Annotated in this window: 23 protein-coding genes; 3 read left to right on the top strand and 20 right to left on the bottom strand. The window is 54.5% G+C overall.

Translation table 11 applies throughout. The features are described 5' to 3' along the window. Positions 1-48: 48 nt before the first annotated feature. Positions 49-1569, bottom strand: a complete 1521-nt coding sequence (gene guaB, locus KW808_RS03345; RefSeq protein ID WP_003860701.1) for an IMP dehydrogenase — start codon at positions 1567-1569, stop codon at positions 49-51. A gap of 155 nt (positions 1570-1724) precedes the next feature. Here guaB and KW808_RS03340 point away from each other — a divergent pair, with 155 nt between their 5' ends. Next, positions 1725-2105 carry a DUF5319 domain-containing protein gene (locus KW808_RS03340; RefSeq protein ID WP_011265586.1) on the top strand — a complete coding sequence of 127 codons (381 nt, stop codon included), beginning with the start codon at positions 1725-1727 and terminating at the stop codon, positions 2103-2105. Between the two features lie 49 nt (positions 2106-2154). Here the strand turns inward: KW808_RS03340 and KW808_RS03335 are convergent, their stop codons facing one another. Continuing rightward, positions 2155-3183: a hypothetical protein gene (locus tag KW808_RS03335; protein WP_003860697.1), complete on the bottom strand. Its 1029-nt coding sequence runs from the start codon at positions 3181-3183 to the stop codon at positions 2155-2157. Next, entirely contained in the window at positions 3183-3749 is a 567-nt protein-coding gene (locus tag KW808_RS03330; RefSeq protein WP_003854564.1) for a sigma-70 family RNA polymerase sigma factor, read from the bottom strand. The genes KW808_RS03335 and KW808_RS03330 overlap by 1 nt, the downstream gene beginning before the upstream one ends. A gap of 441 nt (positions 3750-4190) precedes the next feature. Between KW808_RS03330 and whcB the strand changes: the two genes are divergently transcribed. Next, the gene (gene whcB / locus KW808_RS03325; RefSeq protein WP_003854562.1) at positions 4191-4490 is read left to right on the top strand and encodes a WhiB family transcriptional regulator WhcB; all 300 of its coding nucleotides are present in this window, start codon (positions 4191-4193) and stop codon (positions 4488-4490) included. Between the two features lie 138 nt (positions 4491-4628). On the opposite strand, the gene groL is transcribed toward whcB, so the two are convergent. The 11 genes from groL to alr form a co-directional block, all read right to left on the bottom strand. Then, positions 4629-6245: a chaperonin GroEL gene (groL, locus tag KW808_RS03320; RefSeq protein WP_003854561.1), complete on the bottom strand. Its 1617-nt coding sequence runs from the start codon at positions 6243-6245 to the stop codon at positions 4629-4631. Positions 6246-6256: 11 nt separating this feature from the next. Next, entirely contained in the window at positions 6257-6556 is a 300-nt protein-coding gene (groES, locus tag KW808_RS03315; protein ID WP_003854559.1) for a co-chaperone GroES, read from the bottom strand. A 169-nt stretch (positions 6557-6725) separates the two neighbouring features. Then, the gene (locus KW808_RS03310) at positions 6726-7148 is read right to left on the bottom strand and encodes a hypothetical protein (RefSeq protein WP_003860693.1); all 423 of its coding nucleotides are present in this window, start codon (positions 7146-7148) and stop codon (positions 6726-6728) included. A 73-nt stretch (positions 7149-7221) separates the two neighbouring features. Further along, a complete protein-coding gene (locus tag KW808_RS03305) occupies positions 7222-8946 on the bottom strand; it encodes an NAD(P)H-hydrate dehydratase (protein ID WP_003860690.1) in 1725 nt (574 codons plus the stop codon). An 18-nt stretch (positions 8947-8964) separates the two neighbouring features. Next, positions 8965-9999, bottom strand: a complete 1035-nt coding sequence (tsaD, locus tag KW808_RS03300) for a tRNA (adenosine(37)-N6)-threonylcarbamoyltransferase complex transferase subunit TsaD (RefSeq protein WP_003860688.1) — start codon at positions 9997-9999, stop codon at positions 8965-8967. A 3-nt stretch (positions 10000-10002) separates the two neighbouring features. Next, positions 10003-10512: a ribosomal protein S18-alanine N-acetyltransferase gene (rimI, locus tag KW808_RS03295; protein WP_003860686.1), complete on the bottom strand. Its 510-nt coding sequence runs from the start codon at positions 10510-10512 to the stop codon at positions 10003-10005. Continuing rightward, complete coding sequence (gene tsaB / locus KW808_RS03290; protein ID WP_003860684.1) at positions 10509-11186, bottom strand: tRNA (adenosine(37)-N6)-threonylcarbamoyltransferase complex dimerization subunit type 1 TsaB; 678 nt, start codon at positions 11184-11186, stop codon at positions 10509-10511. The genes rimI and tsaB overlap by 4 nt, the downstream gene beginning before the upstream one ends. 6 nt (positions 11187-11192) lie before the next feature. Further along, positions 11193-12476 (bottom strand): alpha/beta fold hydrolase, encoded by a 1284-nt coding sequence (locus KW808_RS03285; RefSeq protein ID WP_003860683.1) that lies wholly within the window; start codon positions 12474-12476, stop codon positions 11193-11195. Positions 12477-12491: 15 nt separating this feature from the next. Continuing rightward, complete coding sequence (locus tag KW808_RS03280) at positions 12492-14093, bottom strand: aspartate:alanine exchanger family transporter (RefSeq protein ID WP_003860682.1); 1602 nt, start codon at positions 14091-14093, stop codon at positions 12492-12494. Positions 14094-14325: 232 nt separating this feature from the next. Further along, positions 14326-14823, bottom strand: a complete 498-nt coding sequence (gene tsaE / locus KW808_RS03275) for a tRNA (adenosine(37)-N6)-threonylcarbamoyltransferase complex ATPase subunit type 1 TsaE (RefSeq protein WP_003854549.1) — start codon at positions 14821-14823, stop codon at positions 14326-14328. 23 nt (positions 14824-14846) lie between these two features. After that, complete coding sequence (alr, locus tag KW808_RS03270) at positions 14847-15932, bottom strand: alanine racemase (protein WP_003860680.1); 1086 nt, start codon at positions 15930-15932, stop codon at positions 14847-14849. 94 nt (positions 15933-16026) lie between these two features. On the opposite strand from alr, the gene KW808_RS03265 reads away from it, so the two are divergent. Further along, the gene (locus KW808_RS03265) at positions 16027-16884 is read left to right on the top strand and encodes a poly(ethylene terephthalate) hydrolase family protein (RefSeq protein ID WP_003860679.1); all 858 of its coding nucleotides are present in this window, start codon (positions 16027-16029) and stop codon (positions 16882-16884) included. Between the two features lie 83 nt (positions 16885-16967). Here the strand turns inward: KW808_RS03265 and KW808_RS03260 are convergent, their stop codons facing one another. The 6 genes from KW808_RS03260 to rplM all read right to left on the bottom strand — a co-directional run bounded on the left by KW808_RS03260 (position 16968) and on the right by rplM (position 22020). Further along, entirely contained in the window at positions 16968-17204 is a 237-nt protein-coding gene (locus tag KW808_RS03260; protein ID WP_003860677.1) for a hypothetical protein, read from the bottom strand. Continuing rightward, complete coding sequence (locus KW808_RS03255; protein WP_034983566.1) at positions 17198-18733, bottom strand: hypothetical protein; 1536 nt, start codon at positions 18731-18733, stop codon at positions 17198-17200. The genes KW808_RS03260 and KW808_RS03255 overlap by 7 nt, the downstream gene beginning before the upstream one ends. Beyond that, positions 18730-19035: a hypothetical protein gene (locus KW808_RS03250; protein ID WP_003860674.1), complete on the bottom strand. Its 306-nt coding sequence runs from the start codon at positions 19033-19035 to the stop codon at positions 18730-18732. Before KW808_RS03250 ends, KW808_RS03255 begins: the two co-directional genes overlap by 4 nt. A gap of 439 nt (positions 19036-19474) precedes the next feature. Beyond that, positions 19475-20818, bottom strand: a complete 1344-nt coding sequence (glmM, locus tag KW808_RS03245) for a phosphoglucosamine mutase (RefSeq protein WP_003854539.1) — start codon at positions 20816-20818, stop codon at positions 19475-19477. A 210-nt stretch (positions 20819-21028) separates the two neighbouring features. Next, positions 21029-21577, bottom strand: a complete 549-nt coding sequence (gene rpsI, locus KW808_RS03240) for a 30S ribosomal protein S9 (protein ID WP_003860667.1) — start codon at positions 21575-21577, stop codon at positions 21029-21031. Then, on the bottom strand, positions 21577-22020 hold the full coding sequence (gene rplM / locus KW808_RS03235) for a 50S ribosomal protein L13 (protein WP_003854535.1): 444 nt from the start codon (positions 22018-22020) through the stop codon (positions 21577-21579). The genes rpsI and rplM overlap by 1 nt, the downstream gene beginning before the upstream one ends. Between the last annotated feature and the right edge of the window lie 243 nt (positions 22021-22263).

Genomic DNA, 22263 nt, shown 5'->3' with positions numbered 1-22263 from the left:
AACAGCCCGATTTCAATGAAGAAATCGGGCTGTTTAAGTGAGCAAAATCTAGTGGTAGTTAGGAGCTTCCACAGTCTGCTGGATGTGGTGCGGGTGGGATTCCTTCAGACCCGCGCTGGTGATCTGCACGAAACGAGCGTTGTGCAGCTCTTCAATGGTGGAGGAACCGGTGTAGCCCATTGCTGCACGAAGTCCACCGACCTGCTGGTGAATGATGTCTCCGATGGGACCGCGGAAAGGCACGCGACCTTCGATGCCTTCTGGAACGAGCTTGTCTTCGCTCTTAACGTCAGACTGGAAGTAACGGTCCTTGGAGTAGGAACGCTTCTCACCACTAAGTCCACGGCCCTGCATAGCGCCCATGGAGCCCATGCCGCGGTAACGCTTGTACTGCTTGCCGTTGATGGTGATGGTCTCACCAGGAGCCTCAGCGGTACCAGCCAGCATGGAGCCCAGCATCACGGAGTTAGCGCCAGCAGCCAAAGCCTTAGCGATATCACCAGAGAACTGCATGCCGCCATCGGCGATGATAGGAACGCCAGCCTTGTGAGCTGGAACAGCTGCCTCCATGATCGCAGTGATCTGAGGTGCACCGACACCTGCGACAACGCGAGTGGTGCAAATAGAACCTGGGCCAATACCCACCTTGATAGCGTCTGCGCCAGCTTCAATCATGGCCTGCGCAGCCTCGCGGGTCGCCAAGTTGCCGCCAACGATATCGACCTTGGGGAACGCCTTCTTCACGCGGGACACCATGTCCAAAACTCCACGGCTATGGGCGTGTGCAGAGTCTACGACCAAAATGTCGACGCCGGCGTCGGCAAGCGCACCAGCTCGCTGGAATGACTCCTCGCCCGTGCCGATGCCAGCCGCAACCAGCAGACGACCTGATGCATCCTTGGATGCGTTCGGGTGCTGCTCAGTCTTAACGAAGTCCTTCACCGTGATCAGACCGACAAGCTTGCCGTCCTTTGCGATGATAGGAAGCTTCTCCACCTTGTTTGCAGACAGCAAAGCAAGAGCCTGCTCCTTGGTGACGCCCTCTTCAGCAACAACCAAAGGCATTGGGGTCATAACTTCAGCGACACGACGGTTCATGTCGCTTTCAAAACGCATATCGCGGTTGGTGCAAATACCAACCAACTTTCCGGCCTCATCAACAACAGGCAGACCGGAAATGCGGAAACGTGCACACAGATCATCCACTTCTTGGATGCTCATGTCAGGAGTACAGGTAACAGGATCAGTGACCATTCCAGACTCGGAACGCTTCACCAGCTCAACGTTTTCTGCCTGCTCTTGAATAGACAGGTTGCGGTGCAAAACACCAATGCCGCCATGGCGTGCCATGCCGATAGCCATGCGAGCCTCGGTGACAGTATCCATTGCGGCAGAAAGAATAGGGGTGTTAAGGCGAATATTACGTGTTAACTGCGTCGAGGTATCTACCTCTGAAGGAACAACGTCCGACGCATCTGGAAGCAAAAGTACGTCATCAAAGGTTAATCCAACGAGGGCAACCTTGTTTGGGTTGTCTCCTCCGGTAGAAACTCGGCTCTGGGTTGTCATGTGCGACAGTTCCTCCTCATAGTGTGTCCACAATTATCTAAACTTTAGTAGCTTGTCCTTAAATCGGATAACCGCTGCAGCTCACACGCTATTCCACAACCGGAAATCTGGCAGTGTATTGGGTTTTAGCAACCTCTGCCAATAGGGTGGAAGATGTGAACTTTGATGCGATGATGCCCCGCGACCCGTTTGCCGATGATCCCAATGACCCGGCATCGTTTATTACCGACGATGACCCTTATGATCATCCCGAACCGCTTTCTGAAGAAGAGCGAATCCACGTGAGCCAAGACCTTCGCCTCGTGATGGAATTTAAAAAAGTTTTAGGTCCCCGAGGAATCGAAGGCGTGTTCTTCATGTGCGAGGACTGCGAAGAGTTCCACTACTACGACTGGGACATCATGGCAGCAAACATGCGCGCCACCTTGGCTGGGGAACTCAGCCCCGTGCATGAACCAAGTGCGCAACCCAATATTGATGCCTATGTGCCGTGGGACTACTGCATTGGTTACCTAGACGGACTTGAAGCCAAATAAAAACTGCTAGCAACTAAAGATACGTTGCTAGCAGTTTTTATATTTTTACCTAGTTTCCAGGAGTCTGAGGTGGCACAAGTCCAGAGTCACCATCATTGCCGGTTCCTTCACCGCCACCAGTTGAAGGCGTAGAAGTCGGGGCAGCTGTGGTTGTTGGCTCTGGATTAGGAGTCCAGACCGGTGGAGCAACCGCAGTGGTTGTCACTGTCTGTACCTCGGTGGAGGTAACAGTTTGAGTTTCCGTGACCGGTGGTTCCGGACTTGCGGATTCAGTAACCGTTGCAGTCAACGTCTGAGTACCTGGTTCAGATTCAACCGTTCGGGTTGCCTCCGACGGCGCCTTTGGAGGAGGTGCCATGCCATCCAGCATTGCTCGAGCCTGCTCGAGTAGAGCACGTGCCCCTTCCACATCGCCACTAGCTGTACGACTATCAACTTCTTCCAGCGTGGAGGCAAGCTCCACCACGCTTGGAGAATCTTGATTGCCAAACAGCTGCTGATTCATGCCATACAACGGGGAGTTTTCATCAGCGTTGTACACTGCTGCTCCACCGCCTGCGATGACTAGAGTTGCAGCTGCAGCACCCACCAAACCGCTAAGGAATGGGTGAGATTTGCGCTGGGTTGCCGAAGCATCCAGTGAATGAACCCCGCTTGATCCACTCTTGGCACGCTTCTCACGGCGTGCTGCAAGTGGAACAACAGTTGCGGACTCATCTGCATCAGCTGAATTAGTTGCAGTGTTGGGGGTATCAGAAATAGAAACAGGTGCGAATTCTTGGGTTGCAGGGTTTGATGCCTGCATAACCGTGGTGTCCGAAGTGGATTCCACTGGCGAATCCTGATCCTGATCCAAAATTCCAGGGAGCAAAGTAGACCAATCCGGCATTGCTGCCGGCGGCTCCTGAGCTTCCTTTGTTAAATCGAGGAGGAGGCCAGCGAGGGCGTCATCGCCCTCTGAGGGATCAACGCCACGGGACAGGTCAGTCAAAAACGCGTCGTCGTCGAACAGCTGCTTTAGCTGCCCATTAACGTGTTCTTGGCCATCCTGGTCACCACCATTTAGACGTCGAGTCATTACTTGTTCTCCTGCTGCTCAAGTGTGCTTCGAAGTGTCGTGAGCGCCCGGTGTTGGGCAACTCGTACAGCACCAGGGGTGCTGCCCACCATCTCTGCAGTTTCTTCTGCGGAAAGACCAACGATAACTCTCAAGATAAGAATGTCGCGTGCCTTTTCACTCAGTAGATCGAGAAGTTCCCTAACTCTGTTACTTCCATCGCTGACCAGCGCAAAGTCTTCGGGGGTAAAAGTATCTGGTGAAGTTTCTGGGACTTCCTCAATAGGAGTCGATTTATCCCTCGACATCGCCCTGTGAGCATCTGCAACCTTGTTAGATGCAATGCCGTAGACAAACGCCATGAACGGCCTACCCTGGTCGACAAAGTTCTTAATGGAGGTAGCTACTGCCAGACAGATCTCTTGAGCAACGTCTTCTGCCGTTGGCTGCCGTCCACCTCCAATACGAGCGCGAGCATAACGCAAAACAATGGGATGAATAATCTCCATGATCCTTTGCAATGCCCGACGATCGCCTGCCGTTGCCTGTGGCACCAGGGTGGCGAGCTCGCGCTCAGTGTCAGCCAAGATCTCGCACCTTCCTGCATTAAAACTCTAAAAGTTTAATAATAAGACTAGTATAAATCCCTTACGCTTTTACGCAGGGGTCATTCACCCAGTCAGATTTTGGTCCCACGGGTTTTCACCATCCTAGCAACTAGAACCCCTCAAACCCTGATCCCCTCAGAAACTGACAGATAACACCTACTGCTTTAACCCCGTCCTGACCTGCAAAAACAAGTTATCTACAAGAATTCACCGGAGATTCACCTCAACACATAACCGCAGGTCAGAACGGGCGTACTGGCAGGAGTTCGCCTGCATATGGCCATTTAGTCAGCTTTGCTTCACTAACAAGTCACAATTTGTTCATCATTGCGGTCGACACTGTTGTCTCGGGCGAACACCCCACATCAGAGAACGCGATCAAAGCTATAAAAAGTAGCTGACAATAGGGAGTATTTGAAGATGACATTGCCTCACCAGCTTCCAGGGCCAAATGCAGACTTCTGGGACTGGCAGTTGCACGGAACGTGCCGCGGCGAGACCTCCGACGTGTTCTATCACCCGGACGGCGAGCGCGGTCGTGCTCGCCAGCGTCGCGAGCTGCGCGCAAAGGCCATCTGTGCAGCGTGCCCAGTATTGGAATCCTGTCGCAAGCATGCACTAGCTGTAGCAGAGCCTTATGGAGTATGGGGCGGACTTTCAGAGTCCGAACGACTGGTTATCCTTCGCAACAACGAGCGCAAGCAACCAGTAGCAGTTTAAAAGAGCAGACCCGGTCATTGACCGGGTCTTTATTCTTATGCAGAGCTCTTTTGCACAGTAACTCTAACCATCACTTCTGCCCCACAAATAAAAAACACCGCGAAGCAGAAACTGCCCCACGGTGTTTTTCACAGAACTTTAGTGGTGATGATGTCCTGCATGTGCATCGGCTGCTTCTTCTGCAGGCTTCTCAACAACAGAAGCCTCAGTGGTCAGAACCATGCGTGCAACAGAGGTTGCATTCACTACTGCGGAATGGGTGACCTTGACTGGGTCGATGACACCGTCGTTGATCAGGTTTCCGTATTCCAAAGTTGCAGCGTTGAAGCCCTCGCCGTTTGGCAGAGCAGCAGTGCGTGCAACAACAACAGAGCCGTCAAGGCCTGCGTTGGAGGCGATCCAGTACGCTGGCTTGCCCAAAGCAGTAGCCAGTGCGCGAACGCCGACCTTCTGGTCGCCTTCGAATTCTTCGGCGTAAGCCTTCAGAGTCTCAGCGATCTGAACCAAAGCGGAACCGCCACCAGCGATAACGCCTTCTTGTGCTGCTGCGCGAGCAGCGTTGATGGCATCTTCGACACGCAGCTTGCGGTCGTTGACTTCGGTTTCAGTTGCTGCACCAACGCGGATGACAGCAATACCACCGGAGAGCTTAGCCAAACGCTCTTCTGCCTTTTCGCGATCCCAGGTGGAATCGGTGTTGGCGATTTCGCGACGGATCTGGCCGCGACGTGCTTCAACGTCTTCTGCGGAACCTGCACCATCAACGATGATGGTTTCGTCCTTGGAAACGGTGATGCGGCGTGCGGTACCGAAAACTTCTTCGCCAGCTTCGTTGAGGTTGATGCCCACTTCTGGATCCACGACAGTTGCCTTGGTGACAATAGCCAGGTCATCCATGAACGCCTTGCGGCGGTCACCGAAGTAAGGGGACTTCACTGCAACGACCTTGATGGTCTTGCGGATGGAGTTCACAACCAGGGTCTGCAAAGGCTCGCCCTCGACGTCTTCTGCGATGATCAGCAAAGGACGGTTGGACTCCACAACCTTCTCCAACAGTGGGAGGAAGTCTGGGAGGGAAGAAATCTTATTGCGAACAAGCAGCACTGCAGGGTTGTCCAGGACAGCCTGCTGAGTGTCGTTGTCGTTGATGAAGTAAGGGGAAAGGTAGCCCTTGTCGAAGGAAATACCTTCGGTGACCTCGAGAGCAGTCTCGATGGACTGGGACTCCTCGACGGTGACGACACCGTCTTTGCCAACCTTCTCCATTGCTGCAGCAACAATTTCGCCGACAACTTCATCGCGGGATGAAACGGTTGCGACGTTTGCGATTTCCTTGGTGTCAGACACCTCGGTTGCGCGTGCCTTCAGCTCTTCCAGGGTCTTTTCTGCAGCTGCAGCAATACCCTTGTTGAGCTCCATTGGGTTTGCGCCAGCAGCAACGTTGCGTAGGCCTTCAGCAATGAGTGCCTGAGCAAGCAGAGTTGCGGTGGTGGTGCCGTCGCCAGCGATATCGTTGGTCTTAACAGCAACGGACTTCACCAGCTGTGCACCGAGGTTCTCAAAAGGATCCTCAAGGTCGATGTCGCGGGCAATGGTGACACCGTCGTTGGTGACCAGAGGTCCGCCGAATGCCTTATCAAGAACCACATTGCGGCCACGTGGGCCGAGGGTTACCTTGACAGCGTTTGCCAGAGCGTCGACGCCCCGGAGAATGCCTTCGCGGGCGTCCTGGTCAAAAGCAATGAGCTTTGCCATGAACTTATCCCCTACTTCTCGACGATTGCGAGGATGTCACGAGCGGAGAGAAGCAAGTACTCCACGCCACCGAACTTGATTTCGGTGCCGCCGTAACGGGAGAAGATCACAACGTCATCTTCCTTGATGTCCAGTGGGATGCGGTTACCCTTGTCATCGAAGCGGCCTGGGCCAACTGCGATTACGGTTGCCTCTTGTGGCTTTTCCTTAGCGGAATCTGGAATGACCAGGCCGGAAGCGGTGGTGGTCTCTGCTTCGTTGATCTGAACGAGGATCTTGTCCTCAAGCGGCTTGATGTTGACGTTTGCCACGATGAATCCCTCCATGAGAAAAATTTTGTGTGTGCCGGTTGTGGGTTTCCAGCACAGCCGTCGTCGCGGGTGAACAACTGTGTGTCAAACAACCTATTTGGCACTCTACCCCCGAGAGTGCCAGCACTCAACTGTTGAGGGTGCTAAAAATTCACATGGCAGCCAAACTTTAAGCCGTACGCAGGTTATATACAGCGTTGCGCCACAGGTTGAATTCCTCTGGATAATCATCGCGGTAGTTACGAGCGGCGCGAATGCCGTCCTTAATTCGCTCAATTTCATCCAACGTGATGTCTTCGCCTTCGGCACCCACGAAGATCACAGGGCCACAGATTGCAGTGGTCGGATCAGAGAAGAAGGAGCCATCACCGGTAGCAGCGGCGTTGCGGCCAAGGGAGGCTACTGGGTTGGCTGCGGCACCCTCATCTTTTGCGCTGGCGCTGTAGAGAGCGGCGTACAAGGTGCCATCCTCTTGGAAAGCGACAGCGACGCGGCCATCATCGGCACCGCCGAGGAACTTCGCAGCGTTTTCTAAATCAAAGTCAATCGCGCGGTGGGTGAGATCTGTGTTGACAAGAAATCCGTAGGTCATGCCTCTCAATTAACCGTGCGCTTCACGTCTCGGCCACTTGAAAGAAAAGAATTCATACGGAATTCATGCAGAGCTAGACAATTCGCTTCAAATCCACCTTGGCGGTCGCTGCAGGGATGGCATCAGCGATCAAACTTGCGGAGGTCGGCGCAAACCCAAATTCGGTTCGTGCGGCCAACCCAGCAGCAACCGCGTGGATGGTCGCAGCAGGTGCAATCTGGGTGTAAATCGCAGAATCAGACAAGGTCACATCGGGGAAAAACTCCGGCAAGCGGTTTAATTCTGCGTAGCTTTGAGCCAAGTGTGCACCGACAAGACCTGACAACACATCGCCAGAGCCAGGGGTTGCCAACCAGGAATGCCCCGCGTTGATCGCATGCACAAAGTCGTGAGCTGCAATGACGGTGTATTTCCCCTTGAGCAATACGCAACAATCAAATTCTTTGGCTAACGCCTGCGCAGCACCAATGGGATCTTTGCCCGCTTGGGGAATCTCGACGCCTTCGGATCGTAATTCTGCTGCGATACGTTCAAATTCACCCTTATGCGGGGTGAGTACCGTTGGCGCTTTTCGCTCGCGCAACGCCTGCCGAAGCTCCGCTGAGAGCTGGAGTAATGAGAGGCTGTCGGCGTCGATAAGCACAGGCTCAGGCCGGCTCAAAAGCTCCGCAAGCTCAGCTGATTGCTCAGCCTCCAGCCCGCGTCCGGGGCCGTGCACCCAGGCCTGCACTCGGCCCGCGGTGGCAAGTGATTGCGTTGCGACGACCTCCGGCAGCGACTGGATGACAAAATTTACCGCAGGGCCAACGTATCGGACCATGGCGCTTGTGGCCCTGACAGCCGCCTTCACCGACAGCACAGCAGCCCCTGGATAGGTGCCACTACCTGCAACAATGCCGACAATTCCGCCACTGTATTTATCATGATCCGGGCCAGGCTCCATGTTCAACAAGGTAAAATGCTGGCCGATCCTATGGATATGTGGCGCCGTAGCTTTGAGATTCGCGCGCTCAAAAAGCGAATCTTTCCGTTGATACGCCTTGGAGGCAAACATCTGCGGGGTCGCGTCTTCTGCCTGCACCTGACTCAACTCAGCGGACAGCGATTTTCCGCCGCCACCAGCGATGTTGATATCAGCACAGAGCACTTCACCACACGCAGGACTGACCGCGTGGGCGCGTCTCAAACCGCCAAACGTGATCGTGACATCAGCGTCAATGTGTGCCGGAATTTTCTGACGCGCCATCGGTGCATCATCATCAAATCCTTCCACCGTCACCATCACGCCGGGCGGCAGTTCACCACTATCGGCATGCACGCCAGACGGCACATCAATCGCCAAAATGGGGATACCTGACGCGGAAAAAGACTCCGCCAAACTGGCCAGCTCTGGGGTGAGCCCTCCCCGACCACCGATGCCAAACAAACCATCAATCACCAGGCGGTAGAGGTAGGGAGGGGGAAAATCGGAAATGATCTGCCCGCCCAAAGACTCATAATATGCCAATGCTGATTGATGGACTTTGCCGTTTCCCAACAGCAAAGCATCAACGTGGTGGCCTTCTTCTGCAAGGAACGCGCCTGCATACAAGGCGTCGCCACCGTTGCCACCGGGGCCGACCAGCAGCAGGATTGACTCCTCACTGGAGACCGCCGGAGCGGGGCCGTCCACCATTGCCAACGCGACATCGGCCACCGCCGATGCCGCGGAGATCATCAGCTCATCCGGATCTGCCTGAAGCTCAAAAAGGGTGTTTTCTGCGCGTCGGATTTGGTCAACGGAGAAGACTGGTTTCATGGAACTAATACTAAATGTTTAAAACACCTGTGGGGTCTCAACGGACAAAGAAGGATCAGTTCCGACCGAAATTGGTGATTCTTGGGCACCTTCGTGGATTCTTTGAGCCGCCAACGCTGCAATCATGACACCATTATCGGTGCACAAATTGAAACGAGGAACCCGGAGTTCGATGCCGGCTTTATCGCAACGTTCTTGAGCAAGCTCCCGCAGACGAGAGTTGGCAGCCACTCCTCCACCCAACAGCAGCACCTTCGCACCGACATCGCGACACGCACGCACGGCCTTAAACGTCAACACATCACACACCGCCTCTTGGAATGATGCGCAGACGTCCTCCACGGAAATAACTTCACCGTTTCTTTCCGCAGCTTCCACGTAGCGGGCAACGGAGGTTTTCAAACCGGAGAAGCTGAAATCATGCCGAGAATCCGACTTTCTCATCAATCCGCGGGGGAAAGCAATGGCCTCTGGATTACCCCGGCGCGCCAATTTATCAATGATGGGGCCGCCCGGGTAGCCCAATCCCAACAGCCTTGAGACTTTGTCATAGGCTTCGCCAGCGGCATCGTCGAGGGTGGATCCCAATTCCTTCATGGGTAATCCCACGGCGTCGACTTCCAACAATTGAGTGTGTCCGCCGGAAACCAGCAAAGCCACTGCGTGTGGAAGAGTTTCACCTTCCAGATTGGCCACGGCGACGTGTCCGCCCAGGTGGTTGACCGCGTAAAACGGAACTCCCCACGCAGCGGCATACGCCTTCGCAGCGCTGGCCCCAACGAGCAGCGCGCCCGCCAAACCAGGGCCCACGGTTGCAGCCACAGCATCTGGCTTATCGACGCCCGCCTGCCTCAACGCTTCACGCATCACGGGGACCATAGATTCCAGGTGCGCCCGGGAGGCGATTTCTGGCACGACGCCACCAAAGCGGGCATGTTCTTGCATGGAGGAGGCCACTGAATCGGCGAGGATCTCTAGGTTTCCTTCGCCGTCAAGTTTGACTACGCCTACGCCTGTTTCATCGCAGGAGCTTTCAATTCCCAAAACGATCATGGTTTAGCTGGGTGTCCCCTCTGTGTCTGTCTGTTGATCTTTGCGATCGCTCAAGCGTGGGCGTTGCATGGTGTAGGCGTCAGCTCCGGATGGCCGGTAGTAGTTTTTGCGCACGGCCAGGGTTTTAAAGCCGAAAGCCTCGTACATGGAAATCGCGGGTACGTTGTCGGTGCGGACTTCCAAGAAAACTGGACCGTCGTGGCTGTCCGCTGCATGCATCATTTGATCCATGAGTACGCGTCCCAAGCCTTTTCTTTGGAATTCCGGATCGACACCAATGGTGTGGATTTCAAACTCTGGATCATCCGCAGGTCCCATCATGGCAAGACCTGCGTACGCCACCAAGTATCCTTCGTCGAAAGCGCCGATGTAGAAATTGGTGGGGTGGGAAAACTCCACGGCAAAGACATCACGTGGCCAGGGGTTATCACCTGGGAACAGGATTTGCTCCAGGTCGGCGCAGCGCCCCGCGTCTTCCCTGCGGAGTTCCCGTAGCTCGAATTGTTCACTCATGAAAGATCCACCTCGGGGATGGCTGCAGATTTAGGTTTTGGTTTTGGTTCTTTGGCATCTGGGCGGCGCAGGTAAAGAGGAACCAATGGTTGTGGTTCCACGCTGAAATCAGCCACTGCCACCAAGCTTGCGGGGGCAGGTTTGCCGCTATGCATGGTGACATTCTGGAGTTCTTCTGGGAGTTTTTCCACCAGGTGCTCAGGAATCGAAATGGTGTCTACAGCACCACCGATCTGGATGCTTGCTGGTGCGATGACATCTGGTCCCTGATCACGTTCGCCGGAGCGGTAGGTTGCCCAGTAGATTTCACGGCGGCGCGCATCAGTGGCGACTAATGCGTACGGGATGTTGCGTGCACCAATATTGTGAGCAATCGCGTCAAGTGAGCAGACCCCATAGACAGGGATTCCCAGGGCATCACCGAACGCTGCGCCGGACACCATGCCTACTCGAAGTCCAGTGAACGGTCCCGGGCCGCAACCCACGACGATCGCGTCGATATCTGAAAAGCTCAAGTTGGCGTCGAGAAGCGTCTTCTGGACGGTGGGCGTGAGCTGCTCGTTGTGTGCGCGGGTGTCCTCGATGATGGTTTCGGCGCGGGTGTCTCCGGTGTCGGAGTCGACGACGCCGACGATCAGGTCAGGGGTTGAGGTGTCTAGGGCTAGTACTAACACGAGGAATCAGCGTACCTCTCGGCCGTGGGCCAGATCGAAAAGGTGCTTCAGTACTGCGCCTGAGCTGGCACGAAGTCCATTGTGTTCATGCTGGCTGGTGATAAACAGCTGCACACCGGGCAGGTGCTGTGCGGTTTCTAAGGAGTAATCCACGGGCACGAAAACGTCATTGGCATACACTGCTGCAGCGCCCTTGGCCTGTGAGTTTTCCAATGCCTTCGCATCATAAAGCTTGGGCCATTCCTGCTGAGCCAATGCCAGGGCAACGTCCTTCCACGGCTTGAGCGAAGGCACGGTGTCTGTCCACTCCTGGAACACGTGCTCACCGGTGAGCAGTGTTGGATCCTCGCGGAAATCCTCTGGAAGCACACGTTCTGCTGCCCAATTTGTCACCACACCGTCGGCGTAAGAGGACTCATGGAGCACGTAATAAATTGGGTTGCGGTTGCCGAAAGGCAAAAGTCCTGCCAGGTCATGGACAAAAGCGTTGGAGGTGGGATCTAATTCCAGCAGGTTGTACAGATCAAACCAGCCGTCATTGCTACCCAACAAGTGACCAAGGGATCGCAGCCGGGTTTCTGACACAACCTCGCCGGTGGGAAGCACAATCTCCCCGGCGCGAGCACGATTAACCAACCCTCGGAAAGTTTCCCGTAATTGCGGGAAGCGGCGGTAGAATTCCTCAGAGTTTCGGCGCATGCGGTTGTAACAGTTGGCATACACATCTTCTGCTGGGCGATCAATAGCGCTGAGACCGCCGGTAATAAACACGTTGTCCAAGGAATCGGCGTGCCGGGACAAGTAATGCAGGGTGGTGAAACCTCCGAAGGACTGGCCTAAAAGGTTCCACTGATTCACACCCAAATGCTTACGCAGGGCTTCAGCATCTCGCACAATGCCATCTGCGCGCAGGTGGGATAAGTACTCCGCTACTTCTGCTGTGGGTTTTTCCAAAATATCATTACCCACTGGGGTGGAACGGCCGGTGCCACGTTGATCCAACATGACCACGCGGTATTCCTCCAAGGCCACGCCCAACCAATTGGGGTTGAGGGGATTAAGGCTTGGACGTGGAGCTTCATTGCCAGGCCCACCCTGCAGGAATACTAAATATGGAAGGTCTTCCCCACCGACGCGTGTGACAATGCGTGCGAACACATCAATGGTGCGTTCATCGGCCACATCTTCAGTCAGGGGGAGGGTCAGCGTGATTTCTTCCAGCTGAAGGGAACCAAGTGTTTTAGTCATGCTTCCCAGGTTACGCGCAGGGGTGGACACCACCCCCACCACTGCCCAAAAATCACCTTAGAGCAGCAAGAACAATATCTGCGCGCCGAGGATTTTACCGATCATCGCCGTGGGGTACACGGTGGCATATCCCCTGTTGGCAAGATCCGTTCCGGTTTGCCCATTCAGATAGGAAATAATTGCAGGATTTGTGGTGGTGCCAGCGGCAACACCCATGGCTTCATCCCACCTCAACCTAAGTACCCACATGCCGATCACAGCACACAGCAGCGCAGAGGCCAAGGTGATCACCAAGCCACCGGCCATGTAGATCAAGGAGGAGAAATCGGTAAGCGCAGCTCTAAATCCTGCACCTGCAGAGGTACCCACACCAGCCAAGAACAGCGCCAGGCCCAAGGTGGAGATCGTGCGGTTGGCGTGGAACGGCATCTGCCACGTCAGCGGTCCTGTGTGCTTGAGTGCTCCCAAAATCAGGCCGGCAATAATCGGGCCGCCACCAAAGCCAAGGGACATCGTGGTGCCGCCTGGAAGAGGAATCGGGATCGCGCCCAACAACAGGCCAAGAGATAATCCGATGGCTAAAGGCAGCAGATTAACATCAGCAAGGGACTTTTCAGAGTCCCCTAAGAATCGTCGCACTTCAGCCACACGACCAGGAGCAACCACCACGCGGACGCGGTCAGAGTAGTTGATCACGGTGTCAGGTTTAGGCACTACCTCAGAATCGCCCTGGCGGATACGGGCAATCATGAATCCGTGAGCTACAGTATCAAGCTCAGCAACGGTTCTACCTGCAACCTCAGGGCTAGATACCGTCAGGCGGGTGTAGATCAGCTCTGTGTCCTCAATTTTGGTTTCGCGTTCTTCACCCAACGCCTTAATTGCCCGATCCACGGCTTCTTCAGTGCCGTTGATCAACAGTTCCATGCCTTCAGTAATCGGCAGATCTGGATCCGCGAGGCGGTGCGTATGTGGATCATCCACAATGCGGGTTGCGATGATACTTTCACCTGCAAGGCGTGGAAGATCTCCCACCCTGCCTGTGATTCCAGGTTTGAGCTGCACACCCTTCCACACCAGCGGTGCGGTGATCATGCCTTCTTTTCGAGCGTCTTCCCGGTGATTTACTTTGAGCAGTTTCGCTCCAACCGCGGCCACCACAATGGATCCCAGCACGGCTCCCGGATATGCCAAGGAATAACCAATAACAGGTTCACTGGCAAGGCTTGGATCGATTCCTTCAATCAATTCCACGACCGCTGCCATACCGGGAGTCGAGGTCAGCGCGCCGGTGAACATACCGGTACCGATCGCTGCATCAAGCCCCAGTGACTTAATAAGCACCCACGCCAAACCAATCAGTGTTGCCAGCAGCAGGAGCATAAAGATGGTGAGCTTCCAGCCCTTTTTGGCGAACTCACTGAAAAATGCTGGTCCGGCGGACAAACCGATGACATAAACGAACATCGCCAAGCCCAGCTGATAAACAATCATGGGGATGACGATGTCGGTATTTGCAGTTGAAAACACCAGGGCCACAAACAGCACCGCGGCGGCACCTAAAGAAAGGCCAAAGACCCTAATCTGACCAATTGCTAAACCAATGGCCAAAATAACCACCAGCGCAATCAGCGGGTTCGCAGCTAAGAAATCAAGCACTCACAATCACTCCCCTTTTTTTAAGGACGTTTCTTGCCCGAGACGTGATCCCAAGTTGCATTCCCGACGAGGTTTCATTTTTTCAATGCAAGATCCAACAAAAGGTTCACTTAAAGGGCAGAGAAAGCACAGAACTAAAATTCACTTTTCACTACTTTCCATGATCCCGCATTTTCAAAACTAAAACAACAGATTCGGACGGAATCACACTATTTTAGTGTGGAAAACTTTCTCAACGGCCTTCGCGCCATTCCCAATGGAAAATTCGAGCCTCAGATTCCGGGTCTTCCTGCACAGCGGTCTCTCGATCAATGGTAATCAAAAGATACGAGTCAGCGATCTGCTCCACCAAGCCACCGCCCCATTCCGCAACAACCACAGCCAAATCCAAATCGGTATCCAAATCCAAAGAGTCCAGCGCACCGATCGGATCAGCATCCTCGCTGTCTTCGCCCAGCAATCGGTAGGCATCCATGTGGATCAGATCTGGCCCACCGATTTCCGAGCGGTGTTCCCTCGCGATCACAAACGTCGGCGATGTCACCCGCCCCTTCACCTGCAATCCACGAGCGATACCTTGAGTAAATGTGGTTTTTCCAGCACCCAGCGGGCCGTCCAAAATCACCACATCGCCAGCTTCTAGATGCCTGCCTAATTCTTCCCCAAAATTTTGGGTATCTGCGGCATGCTCAAAACGCCTCGTGCCGGATACCGGAAACTCAGATTTCATTGCTGCTCCTTAAACGTATTCACTTAAACATATGCGCGGACAGTTCGGCCGGTTGGTCGGCACACTACCTCATAGTTAATGGTGTCTAAACGCTCCGCAAAATCAGTTGCGTCATGCCCATTCTCACCGAATATCACGGCCTTCGCGCCAGCTTCCACGCCGTGTGGATTGTCGCCCAAAGAAATAACGAACTGATCCATGCACACGCGCCCAACCTGCGGATAGTCCACGCCATCAATCGTGACGGAGAATTTCCCCTGGGCATGCCGCGGCATGCCATCGGCATAGCCCGCAGGCACCACAGCCACAAAGCCGCGATCCTCAGCGCGCCAGGTCAGGCCATAGGAAGTGCCTTGTCCAGCTTCAATTTGCTTTACGACGCTCACCTTCGCCTCCCACGTCATCGCCGGCTTCAAACCATGCTCTCGTCCCGCCACGGGTTCCAACCCATAAAAGGCCAAACCCGGTCGGACCATCTCCATGTGTAAATCAGATCGAGTCAAAAATGCAGGTGAGTTGCATACGTGGTTGACCGGGCACTCAAGCCCGTGCTTGCGGGCGAGCGCAAGGGCGCGTCGAAAAGCAATAATTTGGCGATCAGTTTCCGGATTCTCTGGCTCATCCGCGCACGCCAAGTGCGTGAACATGCCCGTGACCTCAATGTGCGGGGCAGCAGCCAACGCGCTGAACACGCCCTCCCACTCCTGCTCATCCACACCCGAACGATGCAACCCAGAATCAATCTTGATGGACACCCGAATATGCTCCGCATCAGTTTCGATCAAGGCTTTGGCATGCGCGGGAGAAATAACAGCCAAATCAATATTGCGATCAATGGCGGCGCGGAAATCCTGTTCCGGTGTCCAAATCCAACACAAAACCTCTCGGCTGATGCCGATATCACGCAACTGCATAGCCTCCGCAAGAGTTGCCACACCAAACGCATCCGCACCATGAGCAGCAATAACCGGAGCGACCTTCTCCACGCCATGGTTATATGCATTCGCCTTCACCACCGCCATCAGCTTCGCCGGACCCGCCATTTGTTTAAGCACCCTCGTGTTATGGGCGATGGCATCCAGGTCAATTTTGGTGGTCAGCAAGTTCATGTTGACCTATTGTGCCACCAACGGCGGACAGAAATACGATTGGTGCCGGGGTTAGTGCCAGTATTGCCCCACGCTTTCAACTATCCTTAAACACGTGGCTGAGAATCTGAACAAACACCTGTCCAAACTGTCCAAGCGCGGACCGCACCGCGTGCTGGTAGGCGATATGAACTACGCCGGCATCCCGGGCAAAATCTACACCCCAGCAGAAGGCGACGGCATCCCAGGTGTAGCTTTCGGCCACGACTGGATGAAATCCATCAAGTACTACCACCAAACTTTGCGACACCTCGCGTCCTGGGGCATCGCTGTTGCCGCCCCAGACACCGAAAATGGCTTCATGCCAGACCACAAAGGTTTCGCCTCTGACCTCGAATCCTCCATTCAGATTCTCGGCGGCGTAAAACTCGGCTCCGGAAACGTCACCGTCAACCCAGCCTGCCTCGGTGTAGTAGGCCACGGCATGGGTGGCGGAGCTGCAGTACTATCCGCAGCAAACCGCGACCTCGTGCGCGCAGTCGGAGCAATCTACCCAGCGAAAACCTCCCCCTCAGCAATCGACGCCGCCTTCGCGGTCAAAGCCCCAGGCCTAGTCATCGGATCCTCCAACCTCGGCCTCTTTGAATCCGGCGAACCAGCAAAACTCGCAGCCAACTGGGCCGGCGATGTCTGCTACCGCGAATCAGAAAAAGGCAACCAACAGGGCTTCTCTGAAGACACCATGTTCAAACTTGTCGCAGGAATCGGCAGCCCACAAACCGGAGCTCAAGAAACCGTCCGCGGCCTCCTCACCGGATTCCTTCTCCACCAACTTGCCGGAGAAAAGAAATACAAAGCATTCTCCGAACCAGATGCTGAAGCCAAGAAAGTTGTCTCCTACTTCGGCCAGGAGCTGCAGGAACATGCCTTCCCTAAGGACACGTCCCCATTCGCGTTCCTTAACGAGAAGTAGTTCGCTTTTCTTAGTGGGTGATTTTGTTTGGTACTAACGCGGTCTTGCGGTTTTGTACCAACCAAGATCACCCCTTTCTAGTTTTAGGCTTCCCGCAGTACCGATTTCACAGGCCCCCGACCTCTCTGTTGTCGCCTGGCCATCCGAATCGGTTTTTCCAGAGACTCAACCACAACAGGCTGTTTCTTCTTTTCCACATCTTCCGCCGCATTATCAAGCTTTCGTTGAGTCAAAGCGATTGCCTTTTCGAACTCTTCCATCCGCTTAGCTGTGCGCTCCCGAAACTGCTGGAGAAATTCCGCATACTCCACCGCTACCACCCGCCGGCCTTGTGAAGATTAACCGCCGGTGCAGGCACTTCTGGTGCTGCCGGAACTTCAGGTGCTGCTGGCGTAATTGGGACAACGGGAGCGTGCGCGGGAGCGGAATAGTTAGTCGCTGCAGCAGCAGTGTAATTAGCTTGTGGAATTGGCTTCGGTGCAGGCTCAGCCACCTTATCTAATTCAGACTCTGGTGGTTTCACTGAAGTTGGCTCAGGCTGCGGAGCGGGTTCAGGTATAGGCTCGGGCTCCGGCACAGGTACTTCTTCAATCACAGGGACGCACTGCTCCAGGAAATTCACTAACAGCCCAACGCCTACAACAACAATCCCAATACCGATTGCTCCCTTGATGTGTTGCCCAATCAGATCCGACTCTTCTGGAACGTCATTGAGCTCGGGGTCGCACTCTTCCGATTCAGATTCTGAGTCTGTGCCCGTCTCCTTGCCAGGTTCACAATCCTCAGTCTCTAGATCAGGTATTGGTGTTGGTGTTCCGGGTGTGGGCGTGGGTGTCGGTTTTGGTTCAGGCTCTGTTTCAGGTTTCGGTGTTGGCTCACACTCGACCGGCTCTGTTTTGCATTTTTCCGGGTCAGGCTCAGGCTTTGGGTTCGGCTTTGGGTCAGGCTTTTCTTCACACTCTTGCTTCTCGACAGGTTTTTCTACCGGCTTTTCTGGCGTCTTTTCAACCGGCTTCTCCACTGGTTTCTCGTCAGGTTTCTCAACGGCAGCAGGTGTGGTCTTTTCCTTTTCAACACTGGATTCAGCATTGGTCGACGTCGAACTATTCGCAGCACTGCTCGATCCGCCAGAACTCCCAGAGCTAGCAGTACTCGAGCTTGAACCACCTGAAGAGGCCGCAGCCGAAGAAGTCGCTCCACCAGATGAACCCCCAGAAGCTGCACTACACAACGGCTTTGGCTCAGTTTCACAAACTTGTTTTCCATGATCGGTCAACGCGGAGAAACACTGTGAAATCGCCTCATCTCGATCAGCGCACAATCCTTCAAGCATGTCCCCTGCCTGGTCAATAAGATCAGCTCCAGTTTGGACACAGTCCCGGAATTCTTGAGGAAATTTCCCCCGATCCATGCTGCCAAGAATCTGCGTCAACGTAGACACAATGTCCAAGAGCTGCTGGATAATGTGCATCATGCCCTGGTCGGACTCTGTGACAGTGGAGTCGATCGCATCGGCGGCTTTATCAGCGGCTTCGCTAACTTCTTCCACATCATTACGGTTTTTGAACCAATCGACTGCCCGTTCAGCTATCTCCGTGGCGATCATTCCCCCGCCAACCGTCCCGAAGAATTTCAAGAGCGGGCCGACCCACCCTTGTATTCTGGCTTCGTTCGTTCCGCCCACTGCTGCTTCGGCAGCTTCGCGCAACGAGCTGGTGTCTAGCCCTTCGATGGTTTGGTACATCTCGCGCAACTGGCCTTCGGATTTCGCCGGTCCGCGATACATCCCACCACTGGCGCCTTGTAGTGCGGAGACCACTGCTCCGTAGCCGGCTAAAGGATCATTCACTTCGGATCAATCCCATCAAATCCGGCACCAAAAACTTTGTCGGTATTGTCGAATCGTTTAACTTCTTCCTCGGCGGCTTGGGTTGTTTGGGTAAAAGCGTCGATACGCTTCTCGACGCCCCTGTGCAGCCCCTCAAACATGTCCGCCAAGGCCACGCCGTGCGCGCTAAATCCTCGGCCAGAGGCCGAAGGTGAATAGTAAGGCACGCGTTGCCGGTGAATGCTGTGTTGCTGCGCGGTTTCCCCCAGAAGCCCGCGCAGTGTCGCTAAAGATTCCCCAATTTTAAGTTCGAATCCAGACACCTAAAAGTCCCCCTTTTTAAGATGTGTCAACCAATGTCAGTTTCGTGGCAGTATTTTTGCCCTCCACTATGGTTTGACTGTCTCAAAGGCGTTTAGGTTCCCAATTTGGGGAAACTTTTCTCGAAGGATGTGTGTTCCAGTCCTGCGCAGGACTGGCAATGCAAATTCTCGATCATTTTCTGAACTTTCCACCAAAATTGATCGAATATTCGCGCTAATTTATGACCATTATGCGAATGCTCGTTCCATTTTAGCATTTCCCACTTCCCCGGGGACGGATCCTTGACCAGCAAGTTCACAGGCGTGAAAAAGGGGCCACACATGCACACTTAGTGATGCTTTATGTGGCCCCTCAAGCGTCAAACCTGCCCAATTCGATATAAGTAGCCTTTGGGCAGATTCGACCTCGCAGATCGCGTTACGCTGTAACGGAAGTGAATTAGACTTCCGCGACCACGGCAGAAAGACGTCCCGCAATGCGGCGGGCTTGTTCCTTATCGCCAGCTTCGACCATCACACGGAAAAGCTCCTCGGTGCCAGAAGCGCGAAGAAGCACACGACCGGTAGAACCCAACTCCGCTTCAGCTTCAGCGATTGCTGCAACGACACTTGGGTGAGAAACGATGGTGGATTTATCAGAGACTGGCACATTGATCAGAACCTGTGGCAGCACCGTCATCGCTTGTGCCAACTCGCCCAAGGATTTTCCGGTTTCAGCCATGCGCGCCATGATGGAAAGACCAGTCAAAGTTCCATCGCCAGTGGTGCCGTGATCTGGAAGAACAATGTGTCCAGACTGCTCGCCACCAAGGCTGAATCCACCCGCATTGAGGTCTTCCAGCACGTAGCGGTCGCCCACCTTGGTGGTTCGCAGCGTAATTCCGGCTTCATCCATGGCAATCTTCAGTCCCAAGTTGCTCATGACGGTGCCCACGAGGGTGTTCTTGCGCAGCTCGCCGTTTTCTTTCATCGCAATGGCTAACATTGCCATGATCTGATCACCGTCAATGAGGTTTCCATCTTTGTCCACAGCCAAACAACGGTCAGCATCGCCGTCGTGTGCGAGTCCAAGGTCAGCACCGTGCTTCAGAACTGCCGCCTGCACCTGGTCAATGTGGGTGGAACCGCAATCCATGTTGATGTTGTAGGAGTCTGGCTTGTTATGAATAGCAATTACAGTTGCACCTGCTGCTTCATAAGCCTTTGGAGCTACAACGCTTGCTGCACCATTGGCTGCATCCACAACAATCTTGATGCCTTCAAGTGACGTAGGAACGGCTTCCTTCAGGTGCTCCAGGTAGCGGTCTTGTGCATCGGTTGCTTCTTCAATGACACGGCCAACTCCATGCCCGGTTGGGCCTTCGGCAGGCAAGCTGTCCATGACACGCTCAATCTCGTCTTCCACATGGTCTGGAAGCTTGTGTCCACCTGCGGAGAAGAACTTGATTCCGTTGTCCGGCATTGGGTTGTGGGATGCAGAAATCATCACGCCCATATCAGCGCCATAATCATCGGTGAGGAATGCAACAGCTGGGGTTGGGATGACACCAACACGAATGACATCAACACCCTGGCTGGCCATGCCTGCTGAAAGTGCTGCCGCGAGCATCTCTCCAGAGACTCGAGGATCTCGACCAACGATCGCAACCGGGCGGCGTCCATCTACGCGTTTCTCTGCGGTAAGTACGTGAGCTGCAGCGGCACCCAGTTTCAGGGCCAAAGGTGCGGTGAGTACTTCATTGGCTAGTCCGCGGACGCCATCAGTTCCAAATAGTCGAGTCATGCGATTAATTATGCACTGCCAAGCTGAGAACACATTGTTCAAAACCCTGTTCAACAATTTTTATTGGGTTGAACTGTGCAAACCCAAGTGAAACCCAAGTGAAACCCAAGTGAAAATCCAAGCCTCCAAGTCACAAAACCCCAAGAATGCGGAAAACCCGCCCCACCGAGAAATTCGGCGAAACGGGTTTGCGCAAACGTCGAGTAAATATCAACGCTTGGAGTACTGAGGTGCACGACGTGCCTTGTGCAGACCAGCCTTCTTACGCTCAACTGCACGAGCGTCACGAGTGAGGAAGCCAGCCTTCTTCAGCTCGCCGCGCTCTGCTGGGTTGTATGCGTTCAGTGCACGTGCAATTGCGAGGCGGAATGCGCCAGCCTGTCCGGTTGGGCCACCACCCTTCAGGGTTGCAACGATGTCGAACTGGTTCTCGCGGTCCAGGAGGACCAGAGGAGCCTTGATCAGCTGCTGGTGCAGCTTGTTAGGGAAGTACTCTTCCAGGGTGCGACCGTTGCACTTGAACTCGCCGGAGCCAGCTACAAGGCGGACGCGAACGATGGCGCGCTTACGGCGACCAACGGTCTGGATTGGGCCGTCGAGTACTACTGGTGCAGCCTCGGTGGTCTCTTCTTCGGAAGCAGTAGCAATTGCATCGCCGATGGTGTTGGTGAACTCCTCGGTTGCAGCGGTTGCTGCAGCGATGTCAGCAGCGTCTGCGACGTTGCTCTCTACGTTATCGTTCTGGATAGGCTCTGACATTACTGGGCCACCTTCTTGATCTCGTAGGCCTCAGGCTTCTGAGCAGCGTATGGGTGCTCGGAGCCGGAGAAAACGTGCAGCTTCTTTGCGGAAGCAGCAGTGAGCTTGTTGTGCGGCATCATGCCGACGATGGAATCCTCGATGGTGCGCTCTGGGTGCAGATCCAGGGAACGACCCAGGGTCATGGACTTCAGGCCACCAGGGTAACCGGAGTGGCGGTAACGCATTTCGCGCTCGCGCTTGTTGGAGGTAACTGCAACCTTGTCAGCGTTGATCACGATTACGTGGTCGCCGCAGTCAACGTTAGGTGCGTACAAAGGCTTGCCCTTGCCGCGAAGTAGGTCAGCGGCGTGGGTTGCCAGGCGACCCAGAACCACGTCAGTGGCGTCGATGACGTACCACTTACGGGTGATGTCACCGCTCTTCGGGTGGTAAGTAGACACAATGACTCCTTGAATTAGTCGGTCTAGAACTGCCAGCCAGGAATATGTTCGGAAGGAAGCTAAATTCGGCGGCCGGTGGTGACCCGAATTTGTCCTGCTGTCCAAACGCACCCCTTAAAGGGGAGGTTTGACTCCACACACAAAGAGTAAAGTGTACTATCTCTGCGTTGAAAAACCAAAAAGAAGGTGACCAGCGGAAAAGCTGGTGACCTTCTTTGAAAAACTGGGTAGAGCCGAATTTGT

It is taken from the genome of [Brevibacterium] flavum (assembly GCF_019317305.1).
In the GTDB taxonomy this organism is placed as follows: Bacteria; Actinomycetota; Actinomycetes; order Mycobacteriales; family Mycobacteriaceae; genus Corynebacterium; species Corynebacterium glutamicum.
Note: the sequence above shows the minus strand (reverse complement) of the source record. Positions and strands in the feature narration are given on the sequence as shown.

Bases quoted from the DNA above. Each gene is read 5' to 3' on its own strand.
- guaB (WP_003860701.1), bottom strand. From the start codon at position 1,569: ATGACAACCCAGAGCCGAGTTTCTACCGGAGGAGACAACCCAAACAAG.
- KW808_RS03335 (WP_003860697.1), bottom strand. From the start codon at position 3,183: ATGACTCGACGTCTAAATGGTGGTGACCAGGATGGCCAAGAACACGTT.
- whcB (WP_003854562.1), top strand. From the start codon at position 4,191: ATGACATTGCCTCACCAGCTTCCAGGGCCAAATGCAGACTTCTGGGAC.
- groL (WP_003854561.1), bottom strand. From the start codon at position 6,245: ATGGCAAAGCTCATTGCTTTTGACCAGGACGCCCGCGAAGGCATTCTC.
- KW808_RS03310 (WP_003860693.1), bottom strand. From the start codon at position 7,148: ATGACCTACGGATTTCTTGTCAACACAGATCTCACCCACCGCGCGATT.
- KW808_RS03305 (WP_003860690.1), bottom strand. From the start codon at position 8,946: ATGAAACCAGTCTTCTCCGTTGACCAAATCCGACGCGCAGAAAACACC.
- tsaD (WP_003860688.1), bottom strand. From the start codon at position 9,999: ATGATCGTTTTGGGAATTGAAAGCTCCTGCGATGAAACAGGCGTAGGC.
- rimI (WP_003860686.1), bottom strand. From the start codon at position 10,512: ATGAGTGAACAATTCGAGCTACGGGAACTCCGCAGGGAAGACGCGGGG.
- tsaE (WP_003854549.1), bottom strand. From the start codon at position 14,823: ATGAAATCTGAGTTTCCGGTATCCGGCACGAGGCGTTTTGAGCATGCC.
- alr (WP_003860680.1), bottom strand. From the start codon at position 15,932: ATGAACTTGCTGACCACCAAAATTGACCTGGATGCCATCGCCCATAAC.
- glmM (WP_003854539.1), bottom strand. From the start codon at position 20,818: ATGACTCGACTATTTGGAACTGATGGCGTCCGCGGACTAGCCAATGAA.
- rpsI (WP_003860667.1), bottom strand. From the start codon at position 21,577: ATGTCAGAGCCTATCCAGAACGATAACGTAGAGAGCAACGTCGCAGAC.